The organism is Streptomyces sp. NPDC007205, from assembly GCF_040634095.1.
GTDB lineage: Bacteria > Actinomycetota > Actinomycetes > Streptomycetales > Streptomycetaceae > Streptomyces.
On record NZ_JBEYEW010000016.1, the window covers coordinates 71,838 to 95,418 of the forward strand.

The following is a 23,581-nucleotide window of genomic DNA, read 5'->3' on the forward strand; positions in this document are numbered from 1 at the left end:
GCCGTACAGTAGTGGCCTGAACGCCATACGTCCGGAGGTTCTGGCCATGCCACATCGTGTCGCCGTCATCGCGCCCTCGCCGGTCTCGATGTTCAACGTCGCGATCCCCGAGCTGCTGTTCGGCAAGGTGGAGGTGGACGGCCGGCCGGGCTACGAGGTGATCGTCTGCGCCGCGGACCCGGGCCCGGTCCCCACCACCGGCGGCCTCGACCTGTACGTACGCCATGGACTCGACGCCGTGCGGGAGGCGGACACGGTGGTCGTCGCGGGCACCGGCACCCCGTTCGAGCCGGAGGCCCGGATCGTGGCCGCCGTCCGTGCGGCCGCCGCCGACGGCAAGCGGATCGCCTCCATCTGCACCGGCGCCTTCCAGCTCGCCGAGGCGGGCCTGCTGCAGGGCCGCAAGGCCACCACGTACTGGGCGCACGCCGACGAGCTGCGCAAGCGGTACCCGCAGGTCCAACTCCAGGGCGACGTCCTGTACGTCCAGGACGGGCCGTACGTCACCTCCTCCGGGTACGCCGCCGGCATCGACCTGTGCCTGCACATCGTCCGCACCGATTACGGCGCCGCCGTCGCCAACGAGGTCGCCCGCCTCGCCCTGGTCGCCCCGGTCCGCCCCGGCGGCCAGACCCAGTTCACCCACACCCCGCTGCCGCCCGAGCGCGGCACCGCCTGCGCCGACACCCGCGGCTGGGCCATGCGCAACCTCGACAAGCCGCTCACCCTCACGGACCTGGCCCGGCACGCCGGAGTCTCCGTGCGCACCCTCACCCGCCGCTTCCACGCGGAGAGCGGGGTCAGCCCGCTGCAGTGGCTGCTGCACCAGCGTGTCGAGCGGGCGAAGGAACTGCTGGAGACCACCACCCTGCCCATGGACCAGGTGGCCACGGCCTGCGGCCTGGGCACCGCCGACTCGCTGCGCGCCCACCTGGTCCGCCGCACCGGCCTCACCCCGAGCGCCTACCGGGCCCAGTTCAGCCGCCTTTCCACCGCGGACGGTGCCGCGGGAATGAAGCAGCCTGCTTGAACGTTCACGTACTGGCCGGGGAGAGCCCCCGCACCCGTACGACCTGGAGAGAGCCGAAGCATGCGCGTCGAGATCTGGAGCGACATCGCCTGCCCCTGGTGCTATGTGGGCAAGGCCCGCTTCGAGAAGGCGCTCGCTGCCTTCCCGCACCGTGATGACGTCGAGGTGGTGCATCGCTCCTTCGAGCTGGACCCGGGCCGCGCCAAGGGCGACGTGCAGCCGGTGATCACCATGCTCACCAGGAAGTACGGCATGAGCGAGGCACAGGCCCAGGCCGGCGAGGACAACCTCGGCGCCCAGGCCGCGGCCGAGGGCCTGGACTACCGCACCCGGGACCGGGACCACGGCAGCACCTTCGACATGCACCGCCTGCTGCACTTCGCCAGGGAGCAGGGCAGGCAGGACGCGCTGATCCAGATCCTGTACCGGGCGAACTTCGCCGAGGAGCGCTCGGTGTTCACCGAGGGCGACGAGCGGCTCGTCGAGCTGGCCGTGGAGGCCGGTCTCGACGCCGAGGCCGCCCGCGAGGTGCTCTCCGACCCGTCCCGCTACTCCGAGGAGGTCCGCGCCGACGAGCGCGAGGCCGCCCAGCTCGGCGCGACCGGTGTCCCGTTCTTCGTCCTCGACCGCGCGTACGGCGTCTCCGGTGCCCAGCCCGCCGAGGTCTTCACCCGGGCGCTGACCCAGGCGTGGGGCGGGCGCTCCCCGCTGAAGCCGGTCGAGCAGGGGGATGCCGAGGCCTGTGGGCCGGACGGGTGCGCGGTGCCGCAGCACTGAGAAACCGCAGGTCGGCGCGGACGTATAAGGCTTGCTAAGCGGATCCACGTAAAAATCCGCAATGGACTACGACTTCACGGGGCCGCACAGTGGTCCCATGGAGACCACGGAGACGTTCGAGAGCATCGTCCGCGCCGAGTTCGCCCCCAAGAGCACCTATCTCAACACCGCCAGTAACAGCCTGCTGCCCGCCCGCACCGTCGCCGCCCTGCACGAGGCGGCGCTGCTGCGGGCCGAGGGCCGGCCGCTGACCCCGCTGTACGAGGACGTGGAGGCCTGCCGGGCCGGGTATGCCCGGCTCGCCGGAGTTCCGGCCACCCGGGTGGCCGCGGGCGCCTCGGTCGCCGCGCACACGGGGGTGATCGCCGCCTCGCTGCCCGCCGGTGCCGAGGTGCTCACCGCCGAGGACGACTTCACCTCCGTACTGAACCCGTTCCACGTCCGCGGCGACCTCAAGGTCCGCACGGTCCCGCTGGAGCGGATCGCCGAGTCCGTCCGTCCCGGCACCGCGCTGGTCGCGGTCAGCGCCGCGCAGTCCGCCGACGGACGCCTCGCCGACCTGGCCGCCCTCAGGGAGGCCGCCCGCGCGCACGGGGCACGCACGTACGTCGACTTCTCCCAGTCCGCCGGCTGGCTGCCGATGGACGCGGACGCCTACGACTTCACCGCCACGGTCTCCTTCAAATGGCTGCTCGGCCCGCACGGCGCGGCCTTCCTCACGGTCCCCGAGGACTTCGGCGGGCTGAGCCCGGTGCTCGCCGGGTGGGTCGCCGCCGAGAAGCCGTGGGACAGTTGTTACGGCCCGGTCGCCGAACTCGCCCACTCGGCGCGGCGCTTCGACCTCACTCATGCCCTGTTCACCTTCGCGGGCCTGCGTCGCTCACTGGAGCTGATCGAGGAACTGGGCGTGGCCGCCGTGCACGCCCACGACGTCTCCCTCGCCGACCGGTTCCGGGCGGGGCTGGCCGGCCTCGGCCACGAGCCGGTGGCCGCCCCCGGCTCGGCGATCGTCTCCGTGCCGGAACTCGGCTCCCGGCAGCCCGGGTTGAGCGAGGAGGGCATCGAGGTCTCCAACCGCGCGGGCAATCTCCGCGCGTCCTTTCACCTGTTCAACACCCCCGCCGACGTGGACCGCCTGCTGGACGTGCTCGCCGGCTGACACGACCGGGCCGGGGACTCCCGTCCCACCCGAGGAGGTCCCGGCCCGGTGGGCGACCTGGTCACCGGCGAGTACCGCACCTCCGCCATCGGCACCCTCGTGGAACGCGCCACCCGCCATGTGATGCTCCTCCCCCCCGCCCGATGGCCGCCCCGCCGAACACGTCCGCGACGCCCTCGTGGAGACCGTCCGGACGCCGCCTGCCCACCTGGTCCGCCCACTGACCTCGGACCAGGGCAGCGAGTGGCCGCCCACGGCTCATTCGCCCTCGCCACCGACATCCCGGTCCACTTCCGCGACCCTGCCGGCTCCGGCAGCGCGGCTCCCCCGACAACACCAACGGCCCGCTGCGGCAGTAGTTCCCCCAAGGTGCCGGCCCGGCCGTCCACACCCGCGACCACCTGGACACGGTCGCCGCCGAACTCAACAGCCGCCCCCGCAGAACGCCGGACCGGGAATCCCTGGCCGAGTGCCTCGCTGAGCTCATCGCGGCCTGATCAACTCACCACGGTGTTGCCACGTCCCCTGTGATCCGCCCACCCCGCAGGACCCCTGCACGACGGTGTCGGCGCGGGAGGAACGGCCGAGGAGCAAAAACCAATTCAGGATCCGGGTGGAGATCGGAAGGTGAGGGGCAGCGGCACGCTCACGATCATGCCCTGATCGCGACGCCGTACGCATCGCAGCCGGTCGAGCGACAGGCCACATCGGGGAACGCCGCAGGGGCGGTCGACCCACCATCCGGCGCCTCACGTGATCCATTTGCCGGGCGGTCCGACTTCGCGGCCTTGTCGTTCCAGGGGGTGATCTTGCCAAGTCGCCCTGGAAGATGACTCGGGATCAGCGACGAGAAAATGCACCGGCGATCCTTCGGACGGGGTCGGTGAAATTCACCCCCCGAGTGAATCGATCATTGGATTGCAGAGTGACGCATTTCCTGATTGCCGACAAGCGGCGGGCTGCGGCGAGCGTTGGCAAATTGACTTGACACCTTGAGTACGCTATAGCCTGATGGCGCGTCGGCCGAAGGCCGGTCAGGGCAGCCTGGACGTTAACGGGGGCTTGTGAGTGAACGATTCGGACAAAGGGCGGTACTCGATAGTTTCGCCGGTGGCGGTGAAGCTTTACGAATGGTCTTTGAGGCGCGGTGGCATATCCCGCGCGGAGGCGCTTGAGGGGGCACCCGGGATCGGGGGATCCGTTGCGGATGTCAGCGATGCACTGCAGGAACTGGTCGAGCTGAGCCTGCTGCGAAGCTCGCTGTCCGAGCCCGATGTTCTTCTTCCTGTCAGCCCCGAGTCGGCGATTGCGGAAGTCGTCAATCCGATCGAGGTGGACATCAAGAAACGTGAGCAGCAGGTCGGGGGTCTGAAGTCTCAGTTACTGTCCCTGAATGCACTCTATTTCCAAAGCCGGCAGGCGAGAAATCGACGGGAGGCCATTGATGTCATCAGCGATGTCAAAAGTGTTCGGTCGGTTCTGGCGAAGGAAGCACGAGCGTGTTCCGTTGAGGTCTTCAGTGCGCATCCCGGTATATTCTCTGAGCGTGCGATAGAGCGGTCGCTCCCGCAGGACCTCGAACTGCTCCGCCGCGGCGTGCGGATGCGTACGCTCTATCAGCATCCCGTTCGGGTCAGCTCGATGATGCGTGACCTGCTGACCCGGCTCGCGTCGGAGGGCTGCGAGATCCGCACCTGCGAGGAGATACCGGACCGTATCGTCATCTTCGACCGCGAGGTCGCGTTCATCCCGGACCGCATGGGGTCCGACGGTGCCGTCGCCGTCCGGGAGCCCTCGACGGTCGATTACCTGTACCGGGGTCTGGAGCAGGCGTGGTCCACCGCTGTCCCCTTCGAGGACCGTTCGTCGTCGGGGATCGGTTACGGCGCGGCCCGCAGCGAGATGAAGCGGGCCATCGTCAGGTACCTCGCGGAAGGTGCGAAGGATGAGCTGATAGCACACCGTTTGAGTATCTCGGTGCGGACCTGTCGGCGACACATCGCTGAGGTCATGGAGGAACTGGAAGCGTCCAGTCGGTTCCAGGCCGGGGTGCTCGCGACGCGGGCGGGACTGCTCGACGACGCGGCGGTCAGCGTTGCGGAGGCGTCACTGAGTCTTTCTCGGCGGTGACCGCCTCCGGATTCCGTTGCGGACCGTGGCGGCGCGGAGGCGGACGGCAGTGATGCCGGGCGCGGACCGGTGTGATTCGTCAGCCGAACCACACCGGTCCCCACGCGATCTGCGGGCGGCCCAGCAGGGCATCGGCCTGGACCCGGATGCCCAGGACCCTGAGCCTGGCCGGACGGAGGAATTGAAGGATGCTGGAGGCCAGTTGCATCAGCGAGGCCGGGTCGAGCTCGGCCAGCAGGCAGCTCGCGGACGGCACGTACTGTTCCGGCGACCCCTCGGCCGGCGAGCCGAACCCGGTGGTCCGAGCGGCGGCCACAGCGCGCCGAGCGGCGTCCTCGACGCAGCATCCCCACTCCGCGGGCGCGTGGACGCCCGATTCCTGGTGGACCAGCTGGGCTGTGCACCAACTGCCGGGGAGCTGCGTGACGCAGCGGAACACGAGATGCCACTCGCAGGCCGGCGAGGCGAACCCACGAGTGGCATCCGACCAGGCGAGAGGCGGAGGGACCGCCTGCCTCCGCGTCACCATCGAGACGCCGGCCAGAAGGCTCAGGGCGCCGTCCAGCAGCCAGTGGAGCTCTGACGGGCCCGCGGCACCGACCGTGTTCGCGCGCACCGGCCCACCGGACGGACAGGCCTCGGCAGCCAGCATCCTCAGTCCGCCGAGAACGGCCGAGAGAGCCGAGTCGGCTTCGGTGCGTCCCCAGCCGCGGCTCTCGCACTCTCCGGACAACGGGCACACCAGAAGCCTGGTCTCGTAGGGGCCGGTGGGTGAGAGGCGAGATGCGCTGCCAGGCGCCAGCAGACCGGACCACGGCCGCAGGAGCCCTGACACATCCACCGGCTCGTCGGGTGCTGCTGCTGTCGCGCCGAGGCACGTGAGATCAGCCAGGGATCTGATGCCGGTCCACCGTGGGCGGCCTGATCCCGTCACGCTCAGGTAGGTGGTCCGGCCACTTGCCCGCTGCACGATCGCCGCGATGCCAGGCCGACCCCGCAGGCCGGACCTGAGGGCCCTGCGTACCGAGACCGCGGGCACTTGTTCCTGCCCGCCCTTGCGCTCCCGCAGGACGCGTTGCCACATGCGAGAGCGGCGCACGAGTTCTTGGTGGCCGGTCCAGGTTTCAGCAACGGGGCCCAGGACGACGGCGCTGTTCAACACGGTGACCGGAACTGACTGCTGGGCCAATGATCTCTGTTCCCGTCATTGCTCGTAGCGGGTGATCGACCGCTCGGCGGCGTTGGTCAGTCCCATCCGGTCGAGACGGGGAGGCGGCGTCCCCTGCGGTCGGGCTCGTGATCGCCGCTCCCGCCGGTGCCGTGGAGCTCGGCACCGTGACGCCGCCAAGGGCGTGCAACGATCCAAGCAGGGGCGCGATCACGCGAGTCATGGAGGCTGCCGATCTTGAACATGACTGTGTCTCAGGGCTCTGTGCGCGTCCAGCCTGGCGCAGCCGGCCATGGGGAGAACAGGGCCCGGGGAACGTCATCAACCTGCACGGCACTTTGTCCCCCGTGGTCTTCGGGTGTTTGCCGGGAGTGTGGGGTGGCATGCAGCCTTCCGACGGTCCGGAATGCGGCAAGTCCTCTGTGGTGTTCGCGATGATTGAGACGGTCGCCCGTTTCGCGGTCACGTGCGGCTTGGCTGTCACGTGAGGCCGAGGAGAGCCGACGGGCGTCGTGGGACGCGTGCGCCGGGTCGGAGCGCGGCGGCGATGCCGGGGACGCGGTCCCGCCTTCAGGGTGCCGGTGACCAGCGTGCGCAGGTGGCCATCGCGTGCGGGGGGCGGGCCCGCGGCCGGGCGGCTCCCTGCGTGAACGTGCCGTCCCGGACGTGCTCCTGGAAGTCGGTGCCTGTCCCGCCGGCCGGGTCGGCGCGAGCCCGGGGGGACTTCGTGCCATGCAGCTTCCTGGCGGTCCGTCAATAGCCCTACGGGCCACAAAGAATGCGATGGTTGGGTCAATAGTGTGGGCGTGCCGAGCGCCGAGTACTGCGCAGCCGAACGGCCTCCTGGGGCCTCGCCGCGGTATGCCCAGCAGTCCGTCCCCAAATCGCCAGACTAGGTGGGTCTTGCTCATGGTTCGGTCATTGGTGGAAGCGCTGACCTCTCGGGCATCGGACGAGCCCGACCGGATCGCCTACCGGTACTTGACCACCGGTGAATGTGACGGCCCCGTGGAGACGCTGACGTACGGTCAGCTCGACGGGCGCGCCAAGGCCATCGCCTCATGGCTTCAGCAGCGCGGACTGGCCGGCTCCCGGGCGCTGCTCCTGTATCCGCCGGGCCTGGACTTCGTATGCGGCTACATGGGCTGCCTGGCGGCGGGCGTCATAGCCGTTCCGGGCGTGCCGCCGCAAGGGCGCTCGCAGAACCATCGCGCCTTGAACCGTATGCAGCGGTTGATCGCCGACGCGAACGTCGAGGTGATTCTCGGTACTCGCCAGATCCTCGACGCCCTGCGCCCTGCCCTGGACGCCCTCACCGGACTCGCCGACATCACCTGCGTGGCCACCGAGGAGTTCCACGACGAGGTCGCGGGGGACTGGCGCGAACCCGACATCACACCGGATTCGGTCGCCTTCCTCCAGTACACCTCGGGTTCGACCTCGGCGCCGCGCGGCGTGGTGGTGACCCACGGGAACCTGCTCGACAACCAACGGGTCATGACGGAACGCATGGGGCACACGCCGGACGCTATCGCGGCGCACGGCGGAGAGCTCTATGTCAGCTGGCTCCCCGTCTACCACGACATGGGGCTGATCGCCCCGGTACTCAACACGATCCATCTCGGCGCCACCTCCACGCTGTTCTCGCCGCTGCACTTCCTGCAGCGGCCCGAGCGCTGGCTGGATGCCATTTCCCGGTACCGGCCGCACACCAGCGGCGGGCCCAACTTCGCGTACGAGCTGTGTCTTCGGGACGCCACCCCTGAGCTACTCGACCGCCTCGACCTGAGCACATGGCGCGTGGCATTCAACGGTGCCGAACCGGTCCGCGCCGCGACGCTGCGGCGGTTCTCCGACACGTTCGCGCGTGCCGGGTTCCGGCATGAGGCCTTCTACCCGTGCTACGGGCTTGCCGAGGCGACGCTCATGGTGAGCGGGGGTTCCGTGGACGAGGCGCCGACGGTGTCGGGCAGGCCCGGAGACGCCGCCGAGGTGGTCAGCTGCGGCCGCCCGGGCATGACGGTGGTGATCGCCGACCCCGACCGGCAGGAGGAGTGCCCCGAGGGTGAGGGCGGGGAGATCTGGGTTTCCGGCGCGAGTGTCGCGCGCGGCTACTGGCGCAACACGCTGAAGACCCGCGAGGTCTTCCAGGCATCGCTGCCCGACGGCAGGAGCGGATTCCTGCGGACCGGCGACCTGGGATTCATGAGGGACGGCGAGTTGTTCGTCACCGGCCGCGTGAAAGACCTGTTGGTGATCGACGGACGCAACCACTACCCCCAGGACCTGGAGCTGACCGCGGAGATGTCCCACCCGGCCGTCCGTCCGGGCTGCACCGCCGCCTTCTCGGTCGAGGACGGCTCGCTGGGTGAACGGCCCGTCATCGTCGCGGAAGCGTCACCGGACGCCGCGCCCGAGGCCGGCGAGATCTCGGCGGTCATCCGCAGCACCATCAGCGAGGCCCACGACCTGTCGTTGCGGGACGTGGTGTTGATCAAGCCCGGATCCATCCCCAAGACGTCCAGTGGGAAGATCCAGCGCCAGGCCTCCCGGACCGCCTACCTCGACGGCACGCTCGCCGTACTCGAGCCGGCGGCCCGCCCCGCCGAGTAGCCGCTCCACCGCCGACTGTCCAGGTCGATCGCCGCACGACGGATCGCGCCGCAGACCCCTGAACGAGCCCGCGAGAACGGTTGCCATCATGCTTGAGAACAAGTCGCCCGAGCCGCCCGTGGACACAGCCGAGACGACGTTCTCGCCGGCTCCCGAGAACGCGAGCGGCGCGTCCATCGACAACACACCCGAGACGGTCCGGGACTGGCTGACCGAAGCTGTCGCCGACCGTATCGGCGTTGCTCCCACCGAGATCTCAGTCGACCGCCCGATTGCCGAATTCGGCCTGGGGTCACGTGAGTTGGTGGCACTGGTGGGCCGGTTGTCCATGCGGATCGGACGAGACCTCGAACCTTCTCTGTTCTACAACCACCCCAGCATCGCCGGGGTCGCCGAGGCGGTGGCCGGCAAGGGCCCGGATCACCCGTCCACGGGGTCGGCCACGTCGGCTTCGCCCCGGGTGCCGGCGGCCGCCGAGGCGGCGGACGAGATCGCCATCATCTCGGCGGCCTGCCGCTTCCCCGGCGGCGCGGACACCCCCGACCGGCTGTGGCGGCTCCTGGCGGCCGGCGAGGAAGTGATCAGCGATGTCCCGGCCGGCCGCTGGGACGCCCAGTCGCTGTACGACCCGGACCCCGAGGTCTCCGGAAAGGCGTACTCGCTGCGAGGCGGCTTCCTTTCGGACATCGACCGCTTCGACGCCTCGTTCTTCGGCATCTCGCCCCGCGAGGCGGCCGCGATGGACCCCCAGCAGCGCCTCCTGCTGGAGACTTCCTGGGAGACGATCGAGAACGCCGGCATGCTCCCCGGGACGTTGAACGGCAGCTCCACCGGTGTGTACATCGGCCTGTACCAGAGCGGCTATCTGGCCTCGGCTGGCCTGGAGCAGCTGGACGGGCACGTCGGCATGGGCTCGGCCACCAGCGTCGCTTCCGGACGGATCGCCTACACACTCGGCCTGCAGGGTCCGGCCGTGACGGTGGACACCGCCTGCTCCTCCTCCCTGGTGGCGCTGCATCTGGCCGCGCGGGCGCTGGCGAGCCGAGAGTGCGATGTCGCCCTGGCCGGCGGCGTGACACTGATGGTCACCCCGCGCGGCCACGTCGAGTTCAGCAGGCTGCGCGGGCTGTCGCCCTCCGGGCAGTGCAAGCCGTTCTCCAGCGACGCGGACGGCGTGGTGTGGGCCGAGGGCTGCGGGCTGGTGATGCTCAAGCGGCTGAGAGACGCGCACCGGGACGGCGATCGGGTCCTCGCGGTCATCAAGGCCACGGCCATCAACCAGGACGGCCGGAGCCAAGGGTTGAGCGCCCCCAACGGCTTGGCGCAGCAGCGCGTCATCCGAGCCGCCCTGGACGCCGCCGGTCTCGCTCCGCACGACGTGGACTACGTGGAGGCGCACGGCACGGGCACGTTGCTGGGCGACCCGATCGAGGGCGACGCCCTCAGCAGCGTCTTCGGCCCGGGCCGACCGGCCGAACATCCCCTCGGCGTCGGATCTCTCAAGTCGAACGTCGGCCACATGCAGGCCGCGGCCGGTATCGGCGGCGTCATCAAGACCGTACTGGCACTCCAGCACGAGCTGCTGCCGGCATCCTTGCACGCCGACAACCCGACGGAGCGGGTCGACTGGGCCGGCGCCGGCATGCAGGTGCTGAGCCGGCCGCGAGCCTGGCCCCGCGGCCACCGGGTGCGACGCGCCGGCGTGAGCGCGTTCGGGATCAGCGGCACCAACGCGCACGTGATCCTTGAGGAGGCGCCCGACGTCCCCGTGGCGTCCGAGGCCGGGCCGGCAGCGGCACAGCCGTTCCGCCGGCAGGGCGGCGAAGGGTCACAGCTCGTGCTGTTCCCGCTGTCCGCCCGCACCGCGCCGGCGCTGCACGCACAAGCCCGTCGCCTCCTCGACGCCGTCACGGCGGACCCGCGACTTCCCCTGCCCGCCATCGCTGCGACGCTTGCCCACCACCGGACGCACTTCGAGCACCGGGCCGTCATCGCGGCGCGTCATCGCGACGAGCTCGTGAGCGGTCTGCGCGGCCTGGCGGCCGGGGAGCCCGCCACGGAGCTCGTGGTCGGACCGCACCGGGTGTCGCCACTGGGCAAGCTGGCCTTCGTCTTCCCCGGCCAGGGCGCGCAGTGGGCGGGCATGGCCCGTGACCTGCTGGCCCGCTCCCCGCTGTTCGCGGACGAACTCGACCGCTGCGACGCTGCCCTGAGCGAGCACACCAGGTGGTCTGTGGCGGCCGTACTGCGAGGGGATGCCGACGCGCCGTCCCTGGAGCGGGTCGACGTCGTCCAGCCGGTGTTGTTCGCCGTCATGGTGGCCCTGGCTGCGGTATGGCGCGCGAACGGTGTGCGGCCGGACGCCGTGGTGGGACACAGCCAGGGCGAGGTCGCCGCGGCCTGCGTTGCCGGGGCGCTCAGCCTCAGCGACGCGGCAGCCGTGGTCGCCTTGCGCAGCCGTGTACTGGCGGGCGTTGTCGGAGCCGGCGGCATGGCCGTCGTGGGCCTGCCCAGCAGCAAGGTCGAGACCCGGCTGCGGGACCAGGACGGGCGGGTGTCGATCGCTGCGGTGAACAGCGGCCGGGCCACCGTGGTGGCCGGGGACTCGGAAGCCTTGGCCGCCCTGCTGGCCGAGCTGGAAAAGGAGCAGGTGTTCACCCGGGCCCTCGAGGTGGACTACGCATCCCACAGCGCGCAGGTCGAGCCGGTGCGCGAGGCGCTCCTGGCGGACCTCGACGGCATCGTCACCTACCCGGCGTCGGTCACGTGGTACTCGACCGTCACTGAAGAGCCGGTCCGGCACGAGCTGGAGGCCGACTACTGGTACCGCAACCTGCGCGCGCCCGTCCGGTTCGCGTCGACCGTGGAACGCATGGTGGCCGATGGCTACCGGTACTTCGTCGAACTGAGCCCCCACCCGTCGCTGGTCACCTCGGTGCAGACCATCGGCGAGGACGCCGGCCATGAGCTGGCAGTGGTCGGTTCCCTGCGGCGCGACGACGACGCGGTGGCCTGTCTTGACCGGGCCGCGGCCGAACTGCACGCCCGCGGCCGGGTGATCGACTGGCGGCGCATCGCACCGGCAACGGACGGGGAGCCGGCGCGGCTGCCGACCTATGCGTGGGAACCGCAGCGCTACTGGACCGACCCCGATTCGGCCTCGGGCTCCTCCGGCTTCCTGCCCCGTTCCGCGCACCCCCTGCTCGGAGTCGAGCTCCGGTCGGTCGACGCCACCCGCTGGACTTTCCGCAACGAGTGGTCCCCGGGTACAGCGGACTGGCTGGTCGACCACACGGTGTTCGGCGAGGTGGTCGTCTCGGGCACGACGCTGGTGGAACTGTGTCGTGCCGCGCTGGAGACGGCCCGCCCCGAGGAGCCGGCCCACCTCACCGACGTGCTGCTCCTCGCCCCGCTGGTGCTGCCGCGCTCCGGCACGGTGGAGGTTTCCGTGGAGGTCGTCGCCGCGGGCCCGCAGGATCCGCTTGAGGTCGCGGTGTACAGCCGGCCCCGTGGGCAGGAGCTCGCGGGCTGGGTGCAGAACGCCGCCGCGACGGCGAGTGAGCCGGCCGTGACGGACGCGGGCGCACCGCCGAGCTGGCCGGACGGTGCGCAGCCGTGCTGGGAGCCGCAGACCTACACGCGCCTGGCTGAGGGCGGCCTCGGCTACGGTCCCGCGTTCCAGGGCGTCGCGTCGGCCGTACGCACGGGGGACGACGAGCTGCTGGCCCGTCTTTCGCTCCCGTCGCCCCAGCGCGATGACGTGGAGGCATATCCGGTCCATCCGGCCTTGCTGGACGCCGCGTTGCACGTGGCGGCGGCCTTCGAGGAGCAGGGCCGAGTGCTGCTGCCGTTCTCGGTCGGACAGTACGTGCTGCTGCCCGGGGCTTCCGGGGACGTGATCGCATCCGTCCGGCGGACAGCCGGCTCCGCGGACGAGGTCGTCCTGGACGTGCGGCTGTGGGACTCCGACGGCTTCCCTGTGGGCTGCCTGACGGATGTGCGCCTGCGCGCGGTGAAGCCGTCCGATCTGCGGGGCTCCTCCCGCGCGGACGATTGCCTCTACGAGGTGGTCTGGAGCGCGGTGGTCCCCGAAACCGCCGGGGCGCAGCCGCGGGACGACAAGTGGACCGTGGCCGGGGACAGTTCACACCCGTACGCCGTCGCGGCTCGGCAGGGCCTCGAAGCGGCGGGGATCCGCACGGCCGACGCAGCGGCCGATGCCGCCGGCGAGACCCTCGTCCGCTTCTGGCCCCTGCCCGGAGCGGACACCGACACGGCCGAGTACGCGCAGGAGCTCACCAGCGCCGGGCTCGCCGACCTCCAGTCGCTCCTCGCCCTGCCGCCGGAGCAGCTGCCTTCCCGCGTCCTCTGGGTGACCTGCGGCGCGGTCACGACCGACGCGACAGCACCTGCTTCGGGGTTTGCCCAGTCGGTGCTGTGGGGCCTGGCCCGCACCGCGCGCTCGGAACACCCGGAGCTCGGACTTCGTCTGATCGACCTCGACGGCCCCGAGGCAGCGCGTACTCCGTGGCCCGTGCTGAGCCGGCTCGTGGCCGGCTCGGACGAACCCGAACTCGCGGTGCGCGCAGAGGTGTTGTTCGCCCCGCGGCTGATGCGCAGCCGGAGCGCGGATGACCGGGCAACACCGGCGGCGCGGCACGAGCGGCTGACGGACCCGGCAGCGGAGCTGCCGCTGTCCGACGGCGCGGTGCCGACCGACGGCACCGTGCTGGTCACCGGTGGTCTCGGCGGGGTCGGCGTCCACATCGCACGGTGGCTCGCCTCGCGCGGGGTTGCGCGGCTGGTGCTGACCTCACGGCGGGGCCCCGAGGACCCGCGCAGCGCCGAGGTGACCGCGGAGCTGTCCGCGCTCGGTGCCGAGGTCGAGGTGGCGGCATGCGACGTGGCGGACGCCGAGGAGCTCGCCCGGGTGATCGGCCGGGCCCGTCCGCTGCGCGGTGTCGTGCACTGCGCCGGCGTGCTGGACGACGGCGTACTCGTGGAACAGACACCGCAGCGGTTCGCCCGGGTGCTGCGCCCCAAGGTGGCGGGAGCGATCAACCTGCACCACCTCACGACGGGTGATCCACTGGAGCTCTTCCTCCTGGTGTCGTCGGCGGCGGGGATCGTGGGCAGCCCTGGGCAGGGCAACTACGCGGCCGCCAACGTCTTCCTCGACCAACTTGCCCACCACCGGCGGGCGCTCGGCCTGCCAGGGGTCTCGGTCTCGTTCGGCGCGTGGGCCGGCACCGGCCTGGCGGCCGACCACGCCGATCTCGAGCGGATGGCACGGCTCGGCCACGGCGCCCTGACGCCGGCTCAGGCGTGCGGGCTCGTCGAACTCTCACTGCTGCGCGGGGCGCCGCACCTGGTCGCGTGGGCTCTGGACCAACGAGGGCTGCGCGAATCGCTGGCTCGCGAGGGCGGTGCGACCGCGCTGTGGCGGTCCTTGCTGCCTCCCGACAGGCCCGTGCGACGGGATGACGGATTCGCGGCTCGGCTCGCCAGGCTCCCGAAGGCCGAGCAGACTGAGCGGGTGCTCGCCGTGGTGCGTGCGGAAGCGGCACGCGTGCTGGGGCTCCGCTCTCCCGACGAGCTGCGCAAGGACCAGCCCCTGCGTGAGCGGGGGATGGACTCGCTGATGGCCGTCGAGCTGCGCAACCGGATCGGCGCCCGGGTCGGAACCCGGCTCTCCGCCACCTTGTTGTTCGACCATCCGACGCCGATCCGGCTCGCGGACCACCTGGTGGGCACCGTGCTCAGGTCCGACGCCCGGGAGAGCAGGCGGGCGGCAAGCCTCACGCGGCGGGAGTCCACCTCCGACGAGCCCATCGCCGTGGTCTCCATGGCCTGCCGGCTGCCGGGCGGTGCCGACGATCCCGGGGCGCTGTGGCAGGTGCTCGAAGGCGGGCGTGACGTCGTCGGCCCGTTCCCCGCGCAGCGCTGGAACGTCGAGTCCCTCTACGACCCCGATCCGGAGGCCGAAGGCAAGACCTACGCCCGGGAGGGCGGGTTCCTGCCGGACATCGAGACCTTCGATGCCGCCTTCTTCGGGATCACCGCGCGCGAGGCCGCGGCGATGGACCCGCAGCAGCGCCTGCTGCTGGAGACCACGTGGGAGGCGCTGGAGCGCGCCGGGATCGTGCCGGCCCGGCTCGCCGGAAGCACGACGGGCGTGTACGTCGGCATGTTCGGCAGCGACTACCTGGCGGGCTCCCGTCTCGACCAGCTGGACGGCTACGTCAGCACCGGGTCCGCCCTCAGCGTCGCCTCCGGCCGGCTTGCCTACACCCTCGGGCTCCATGGCCCCGCCCTGACCGTGGACACCGCCTGTTCCTCCTCACTGGTGGCGGTGCACCTGGCCGCGCAGGCGCTGCGCTCGGGCGAGTGCGACCTGGCGTTGGCCGGCGGTGTGACGCTGATGGTGACTCCCCAGACCTTCGTCGAGTTCAGCCGCCTGCGAGGACTGTCCCCCACGAGCCGGTGCCGGTCGTTCTCCGACGACGCGGACGGAGCCGTCTGGGCCGAGGGAGCCGGCATGGTCGTGCTCAAGCGGCTGACGGACGCGCGCCGGGACGGCGACCAGGTGCTCGCGGTGCTGCGTGGCACCGCGGTCAACCAGGACGGGCGCAGTCAGGGCCTCGCGGCACCGAACGGCCCGGCCCAGGAACAGGTCATTCGAAAGGCCCTGGATCTGTCCGGGCTGACGCCCGCGGACATCGACTACATCGAGGCGCACGGAACCGGCACGACACTCGGCGACCCGATCGAGGCCAACGCCCTCATGTCGGTGTTCGGCGCTTCCCGCCCCACGGGACGCCCGCTGTTCCTGGGCTCCCTCAAGTCCAACCTGGGCCATCTGCAAGCGGCTTCGGGCGTCGCGGGCCTGATCAAGGTCGTGCTGGCGCTGCGGCACGGGAGTCTTCCGCGCACGTTGCACGCCGAGCGACCCAGCCGCCATGTCGACTGGGACAGCGGTGAACTGCAGCTGCTCCAGGAGGCTGTGGCCTGGCCGTCGGGCCCGCGACTGCGGCGGGCCGGCGTCAGCGCCTTCGGGATCAGCGGCACGAACGCGCACGTGATCGTCGAGGAAGCCCGGCAGGAGACGGCGGCCGACCAGTCCGACCCGTCCGCCGGAACGGACGAGGGCACCGCACCGCGGCAGCTGTTCGTGCTGTCGGCGCGCGACGACGCCGCCCTGCGCGGTCAGGCCGCCGGTCTCGCCGCTCACCTGGGCGCACTCGGTTCCAGCGGGCCGGCCCTGCGTGACATCGGCTACACGCTGGCCCACCGCCGCAGCCACTTCGAGCGCCGCGCGGCGGTGCTGGCGGGCGACCGGGACAGTCTCCTGGCCGGCCTCGACGCGGTGGCGCAGGGCCGGGTCCATCCGGACGTCGTACGGTCACCCGCACGGGAGACACCGGTGGGCAAGGTGGCGTTCGTCTTCTCCGGACACGGCGGTCAGTGGCCCGGCATGGGCAGCGAGCTGCTGACCGAGTCGACGGCGTTCCGGGAGGCGCTGTCGGCCCTGGACGATTCGATCCGCCGGCACGCCGGCTGGTCGGTGCTGGAGGTCCTGCGCGGAGCGGCGCAGGCCCCCGATCTCGATCGCACCGACATCCTGCAGCCGGTCCTGTTCGCCTTCAACGCGGCTCTGGCCGCGGCCTGGCAGTCCCTCGGCGTCTCTGCGGACGCGGTGGTCGGCCACAGCCTGGGCGAGATCGCAGCCGCATACGCGGCCGGCGCGCTGAGTGCCGACGACGCCGCGGCCGTGGTGACCCGGCGTGCTCGTGCCGTCGTGCCGCTGGCCGGCAGAGGCGGCCTGCTCTCCGTGGAACTGCCGCTGTCCGAGGTCGAGGAGCGTCTCACCGCCTACCGGGGCCGGCTGTTCGTCGGAGCCGTGAACAGCGCGCGGTCCACCGCGGTGTCCGGCGACATCGATGCTCTGACCGACCTTCAGGGCAAGCTCGCCGAGGAGGGGGTCCCCGTCCGGCGACTGACGACCGCGTTCGCGTCGCACAGTCCGCTCATGGCTCCGCTGCGTGCGGAGCTGCTCGGTGAACTGTCGGACGTGCGAGGCAGGCACACCTCGATCCCGTTCTACTCGACGGTGCTCGCGGAGCCCACCGCCGGTGACGGGCTCGACGCGGAGTACTGGTACGCCAATCTGAGTCGACCGGTGCGGTTCGCCGACACCGTACGCCGCATGCTGGAGGACGGTTACCGGTACTTCGTGGAAGTGAGCCCGCATCCGACGCTCGGCGCGGCCGTCGAGTCGGTCGCGCAGGAGATGGGGGTCGCCGCGGTGAGCGTGGGTTCGCTGCGTCGCGACGCCGGCGGCCGGGACGGTCTGCTGCGTCACCTCGGTGAGCTGTACAGCGTGGGACATGAGCCCGACTGGTCGGCCCGGTACCCCACCGGTGCCCTCGCCGAACTCCCCACCTACGCGTTCGAGCGGGAGCGCCACTGGCTGACGGCTGCCCCGGCCCCGTCCTCCGGTGCGGGCCGCACGCCGCTCGTCGACACGCGGATCGAGGCGAGTGACGCGCCCGACCGGCACATCTTCCAGACCGATCTCGACACGCAGCACAGTCAGTTCGGCTACCTGCTCGATCACCGTGTAGCCGGTGAGGTGTGGCTGCCCGGGGCCGCCTTCCTGGAGATGGCGCTCGAGGCGGCCTCCGGTCTCCAGGACGGCGAGGAGGTGCGGCTGGCCGACGTCAGGTTCGAGGCACCACTGAAGCTGCCGACCGGGGCGGGGGTCCGGCTGCAGCTGGTCCTGCAACCGGAACACGACGCCGCCCGGGACTTCACCATCGCCTCCACGGTGCCGAGCGAGGCGCGGTCCGGGTGGATACGTCACGTATCCGGACGTGTCGTCCTGGGCGCCGCTGCCGAGGAGGGCGCCGGCACCCGCACCCGGCCCGGCGACTCGTGGGGCGGGTCCCTCGAAGCGCTGCGCGCGCAGTGCCCCGCCGAAGCCGACCTGCCCGGTGTCTACGCCGCGCTCACCGCGCTGGGAATCGACTACGGTCCGTCCTTCCGCCGTCTGGAGCAGGGCTGGCAAGCCGAAACCACCGCCCTGGGCAGGCTGGCCGCGTCGCCGCGCAGCGGGTACCTGCTGCATCCCGCGGTGCTCGACTCGGCCTTCCACACGGCCGCGCTGCCGGTGGGAGCGCCCGAGGGCCGCGCACTGGTACCCACCGGGGTGGGGCGTCTGCGGTTCTCGAAGCCGCGCACCGCACCCACCTGGGTGGCCTGCCGACTGCGTGCCGTGGACCGGGACGTCGTCACGCTCGACCTGCTGCTGCTCGACGAGCAGGAGCAGGAGGTGCTGCGAATCGAGGAGTTCGAGTTGTCCGCGCTGTCTCCGCTCGACGCTTCCCTGTACGAAGTGGAATGGCAGCCGAGGCCCACCGCGCAGGCGCAGCCTGCCCGGGGTCCCTGGTTGATCCTCGCCGACGACGGCGGGGTGGGCGCTCAGTTGAGCGCTCTGCTCGGCCCGCTGCCCCATGTGGTGGCGGTGAAGGGCGACACGTTCGCCGCCGAGGCTCCCGGTCGATTCCGGATCGATCCGCGGAACCCCCAGCACCTGGCCCGGCTGCTCGACGAGGCCTTCCCCGCCGGCGGCCCCGAGCAGGTGGTCCACCTGTTCGCGCTGGACGCCCCTGGGGTCGACTCGGTCGAGACGGCGGAGGAGGCCGCGGCACTGGGGTGTCTGAGCACCCTTCATCTCGCCCGGGTGCTCACGGAGGGGCAGCGTGGCCGGGCGCCGCGTCTCTTCCTGGTCGTACGTGGCACCCAGCCTGCCGACGGGAGCGAGGTGACCGCGCCTGAGCAGGCGCTTGCCTGGGGGTTCGGTCTCGCCCTGGCCCAGGAGTACCCCCAGTTGGCCACCACGCTGATAGATCTGCCGCCCTCCGGTGGGGTGGACGCCCTGCTGACGCAGTTGCTGCAGGCAGACGACGAATACCTCGTCGCACTGCGCGAGTCCGGACGCCTCGTGCCGCGCCTCGTGCGCAGCCGCCAGGACGGCGTCGAGCACGGTGAACCGGCGGCTGACGGTACGTTCCTGATCACCGGAGGACTGGGCGGCCTCGGCCGCGTCGCCGCCGAGCGCCTGGTACACCGCGGCGTACGCCGCCTGGCCCTGGTGACCCGCTCCGCACCCGATGCCGAAGCGGAAGGCTGGGTCGAGGCACTGCGTGCGCGCGGCGTCACCGTGCAGCTGGCTCGCGCCGACGTCGCTGATCCGCAGGGCCTCGCGGCGGCGCTGGACCGCGTCCGCGACCTGGGTCCGATCACCGGCATCGTGCACGCCGCCGGTGTCGTCGACGATGCCACCGTGCCGAACCTGTCCGACGAACGGGTGCTGCGGGTGCTCGCCCCGAAGGTGCTGGGCACGGTACTGCTCACCCAGCTGGTGCCCGAGGCGGAAAGCCTCGTCCTGTTCTCTTCGGTGGCGGGTGTCCTCGGCTCGGCAGGGCAGAGTCCCTACTCCGCGGCGAACGCCTTCCAGGACGCCTGGGCGCACCATCTCGCCCTGGCGGGCCGTCACGCTCTCAGTCTCGACTGGGGCGCCTGGGCCGGCGTCGGTCTGGTCACCCAGTCCGCGACCCGGACCGAGACCACTCGCCGGTCGGGCCTCATCGCCTTCTCCCCCAAGGAGGGCGGCGACCTGTTCGAGAGCGCGCTGTCCATGACTCGACGTCGTCAGCTGGTTCCCGCCCGGCTCGACTGGGAGGCGTTGGCACTCGATCCGGACGTGGCCCGGTTGCGGCCGATGCTGCGGGGGCTGATCACCTCGCCGGCCGCTGGGCCGAACTCCGACGAACTGGTGGCCCGGGTGCTCGGCGCGGCGACCGCCGGCGAGCAGCGGGAGCTGCTCGAGGGGTATGTGCGGGAGATGGTCGGCGAGGTGGTGGGCGGCCTGCCGCAGGCGGCCCCCACCGCCTCCCTCAAGGCGCTCGGTCTCGACTCCCTGATGACGGTGAGGCTGCGCAACTCCTTCGTCCGTGATCTCGGCGTCGAGCTGCCCACGACTGCCGCCTTCTCGGCCGCGGACATCCGCGGCCTCGCAGAGCTGCTGCTCTCCGCGCTGTCGGCACAGGGCAGCCCGGCCAGGCCCGCCCCGGCTCACCACGAGCGGCAGCCGGCGGGCGACGTTCCCGAGACCGAGCTGCGGGCCGCGCCCCGTGACGTGGCCCGTCTGGTGCGGAGCGCACAGCAGGGCACACCGGGCTCCGCCCACGCCGTCGGCGTCGCCGTCCGACTCGGAGCGCAGACCACCCAGGAACGCCTGAGCGGCGTGCTGACCCGGCTCGCCGCACGTCACGCGGCCCTGCGCACCGCGGTCGTCGCGGGTGACGGACGCGAGCAGCAGCTGCGCGTCCACAAGCACGTGCCCGCGTCGCTGCTGTTGCGCTGGACGGCGCTGGGCGACGGCGCGGAACTCGATGTCGACGCCAGGCTGCGGGCGCTGGTGGAGCAGCCGTTCGACCTCACTACCGCGCCGCTGTGGCGCTTCGAGCTGCTCGACCGCGGGGACGAGGGCCAGACGCTGCTCTTCTGCGCCCACCACAGCGTGAGCGATCTGCAGTCGCTGCTCCTGGTGACGGCCGAGATCGACGCTGAGCTCGCCGGAGCGACGCTGGGGGACGCCGTGACCAACCGCGACATCGACCTGCTGCTCGAAGCCCAGACCCAGCAGGCTCCGGCCAACGGCTCGCACGGCACGACGGACGACTGGCACGAGTCCTTCAACGGTGCCGCCCGACTCGACCTGACCCTCGCGAAGGAGCGCCCTGCCACCCGCTCGTACCGGGCCGGCAGCGTGACCCTGACGCTGCCCGACCGGCTGATGGCACGGGTGTCGGAGCAGGCGAGCCGGCTCGCGATCACGCCGGCGGCGTTCTGCCTGGGCGTGCTGACCGTGCTGCTCGCCCGGCGGCAGGAACGCGACCGGTTCGTCCTCGCCGTCCCCGTCGACACCCGGATCCATGCCGACGCCGACGGTGCGCTGGGGTTCTTCGGTGTGCCGGTGCCGTTCCCGGCACAGGCCGCCGGCAACGAGGCCGTCCAGGATGTGCTGCGCCGGAGCGACCGTCACCTCGAGCGAGTCCTGGCCAAGGGCGCCATGTTCTCGGACACCCTGTCGACACTCGTCGCGCAGGGGCTGTACCGGCCGAACGCGCCGCTGGTCGAGGTGTACTTCAACTACGTGCGGTCCTCGGCGGTCCGGCTCACGAATCTGGAGATCCTGCCGGCCGGCACGGGCTATTCGGATCTCGACCTGATGGTGACGATGACGCCGGACGCCGGACGGCTGCGACTCGACTACAGCCTCGACATCATGGACGAGGCCACCAGCAAGGCGCTGGGGGAGGACTTCCTGCGGCTGCTCGCCGAGGCCGCCGAGGATCCCACCGCCCCGGCCCGACCCGCAGTCACGGTGGAGGGCTCGGCACCCGAGCGCCCGGACGCCACACCCGCTCAGCTCTCCGTCGCCGTCGCGGCGACGTTCGCGCTGGGCAACCTGCCCCTGCTGTGCCAGATGGCGCTGAGCGACGGGGCGGGCGGCGGCGGGGCGGCGCCGGTCTCGGTCGCGGAAGCGCCCTACCACCAGGTGCTGGCAAGCCTGCAGGACCCCTCGGGGGTCTTCGCCGACCCGTCGACGGCGCTTGGCGTGGTGCTGCTCAGGGCGGCCGATCTGGAACGGTTCGGCCGTGTGGACGACGCCCTTCTCGCCGAGCTCCGCACGCAGTATCCCGCCGCTCTTCGGGCCTTGTCCGAGCGGAGCAGGAGGCCGTTGATCGTCGGCTTCCTGCCCACCGCACACCGTGACGAGCGGCTGGAGCGCTGGGAGCGTGACGTGGCGTCCGAGCTGTCGGAGCTTCCTGGCTTCGCGCTCCTGATGCCCGACGACTGGACACGGCACCACGAGGTCGCAGAGATCTTCGACGACAGGACGGACCAGCTGGCGCATCTGCCGTTCACGCCGCAGTTCCAGGCGGCGGTGGCGCTCACGCTGGCCGAGATCGTCGAGGCCGTGCGCCGCACACCGCCGAAGGTGATCGCCGTGGACGGAGACGAGACGCTGTGGAGCGGTGTGGCCGGGGAGAACGGCCCCGACGGCGTGGACCTCGGGGGTGCCCGCGCGCTGCTGGCCCGCCGACTGCTCCAGTGGCGGGACGCCGGAACCCTGCTGATGCTGGTCAGCAACAACGACGAGGCCACGGTGCGATCGGTGCTCGACCGCCCGGAGAGCGTTCTGCGGGCTGAGCATTTCAGCGTGATCTCCGCGGAGTGGGGCCGTAAGTCCGAGCGGTTGGCGCAGGCGGCGCGGACGCTCAACCTGGGCGTCGACAGTTTCCTGTTCCTCGACGACAACCCGGTCGAGATCGCCGCCGTGCGTTCGGCACTGCCCGAGGTGCTCTCGGTGACCTGCCCTGCCGTCGACGAACTGGAGTCCTTCCTGTCCCGGCTGTGGCCGCTCGTCCCGGCGGCGGCGACCGCCGAGGACTCCCTGCGCGCCGCGTTCTACGAGCAGGAGCAGCAGCGTGAGGCGGCGCGTGGGCAGGCCGGCTTCCAGGAGTTCCTCGACCAGCTGGGACTGGAGGTCGACATCCGGCCGCTGACCGGTGACGACGTGCCGCGTGCGGCACAACTCGTCCGCCGTACCAACCAGTTCACCCTGCATGCCCGGTCGAGCGACGGCGGCGACCTGGAGCGCTGGCGGCAGCAGGGCGAGGTGTGGATCGCCGCGGCCCGCGACCGGTTCGGAGACTACGGCCAGATCGGGCTGGTCGCGGTCCGCCAGGACGGCGACCAGCTGGACGTCCTTGCCTGGATGCTCAGCTGCCGGGTACTGGGGCGCGGCGCTGAGGAGAGGTTTCTGCAGTGGCTGGCGGACCGGGCGGACGGCCTGGGCTGCGGCAAGGTGCGCCTGACGGCCTCGCAGACACCCCGCAACATTCCGGCCCGGCGCCTGGTGGCCGCGCTCGGCGGCGGCGACCAGGACAGCAGGCTCTTGGAACTCGTAACGACTCCGGAGCACCTGCGGGCGTTCCGGTCCTGGCAGCAGTGATGGCGAACACAGACACACACGGCGAAGGGCTCCCCGTGCAGCAGAACAACGAGGACAGGCCGGACCGGGCAGCAGATCCCGGTCAGCGGCTGATCGGCGAGGCCATCGAGCGGGGCACATCCGCGCTCAGCGTGGCGGACCTGCTCGCACGAGCACTCCCCTCGGCGGCCCCGGCGACGCCCCCACCACCGGCGCGCACAGCTGCGGACGACGCACGGCCGAAAGACGTGGACGAACTGGCCTCGGCCATCGCCACCTTGGCCGGCCGCCACCTGGACGCAGCGGTGGGGCCGGAGACCGACTTCTTCGAGGCGGGGGGAACGTCCGTCGGGGCAGTCGAGCTGGTCGCGTCGCTGGCCCGCGAGCTCGGGGTGGAGCTCACCCTGGACGACGTGTTCGCCGACGCCCGGCCGCGGCGTCTCGCCGAGCGCTGGCTCGCAGCCACCGGAGTCGATGACGCCAAGCGGCCCATGCCCGCGCCCCGCGCCGTACGTGCCAGTACCGGGGACGACGGCGTGTTCGCCGACGCCCGGCCGCGGCGTCTCGCCGAGCGCTGGCTCGCAGCCACCGGAGTCGATGACGCCAAGCGGCCCATGCCCGCGCCCCGCGCCTACGTGC

Annotated in this window: 8 protein-coding genes; 7 read left to right on the forward strand and 1 reads right to left on the reverse strand. The window is 71.6% G+C overall.

Going from position 1 to position 23,581, the window contains the following annotated elements:
• The first annotated feature begins 46 nt into the window (after positions 1–46).
• The 4 genes from ABZ624_RS25265 to ABZ624_RS25280 all read left to right on the forward strand — a co-directional run bounded on the left by ABZ624_RS25265 (position 47) and on the right by ABZ624_RS25280 (position 5,096).
• A complete protein-coding gene (locus tag ABZ624_RS25265) occupies positions 47–1,030 on the forward strand; it encodes a helix-turn-helix domain-containing protein (RefSeq protein ID WP_360093161.1) in 984 nt (327 codons plus the stop codon).
• Between the two features lie 60 nt (positions 1,031–1,090).
• Positions 1,091–1,807: a DsbA family oxidoreductase gene (locus ABZ624_RS25270; protein ID WP_360093164.1), complete on the forward strand. Its 717-nt coding sequence runs from the start codon at positions 1,091–1,093 to the stop codon at positions 1,805–1,807.
• Positions 1,808–1,904: 97 nt separating this feature from the next.
• Positions 1,905–2,966, forward strand: a complete 1,062-nt coding sequence (locus ABZ624_RS25275; RefSeq protein ID WP_360093167.1) for an aminotransferase class V-fold PLP-dependent enzyme — start codon at positions 1,905–1,907, stop codon at positions 2,964–2,966.
• Between the two features lie 1,110 nt (positions 2,967–4,076).
• A complete protein-coding gene (locus tag ABZ624_RS25280) occupies positions 4,077–5,096 on the forward strand; it encodes a LuxR C-terminal-related transcriptional regulator (protein WP_360093170.1) in 1,020 nt (339 codons plus the stop codon).
• Positions 5,097–5,175: 79 nt separating this feature from the next.
• On the opposite strand, the gene ABZ624_RS25285 is transcribed toward ABZ624_RS25280, so the two are convergent.
• Complete coding sequence (locus ABZ624_RS25285) at positions 5,176–5,712, reverse strand: hypothetical protein (protein ID WP_360093172.1); 537 nt, start codon at positions 5,710–5,712, stop codon at positions 5,176–5,178.
• 1,461 nt (positions 5,713–7,173) lie between these two features.
• Between ABZ624_RS25285 and ABZ624_RS25290 the strand changes: the two genes are divergently transcribed.
• From ABZ624_RS25290 to ABZ624_RS25300, 3 genes are all read left to right on the forward strand, one after another.
• Positions 7,174–8,877 (forward strand): fatty acyl-AMP ligase, encoded by a 1,704-nt coding sequence (locus ABZ624_RS25290; RefSeq protein WP_360093174.1) that lies wholly within the window; start codon positions 7,174–7,176, stop codon positions 8,875–8,877.
• Between the two features lie 88 nt (positions 8,878–8,965).
• The gene (locus ABZ624_RS25295; protein ID WP_360093177.1) at positions 8,966–22,963 is read left to right on the forward strand and encodes an SDR family NAD(P)-dependent oxidoreductase; all 13,998 of its coding nucleotides are present in this window, start codon (positions 8,966–8,968) and stop codon (positions 22,961–22,963) included.
• Positions 22,964–22,998: 35 nt separating this feature from the next.
• Positions 22,999–23,581, forward strand: a 583-nt coding sequence (locus ABZ624_RS25300; protein ID WP_360093180.1) for an acyl carrier protein, incomplete at its 3' end; no start/stop codon positions are given.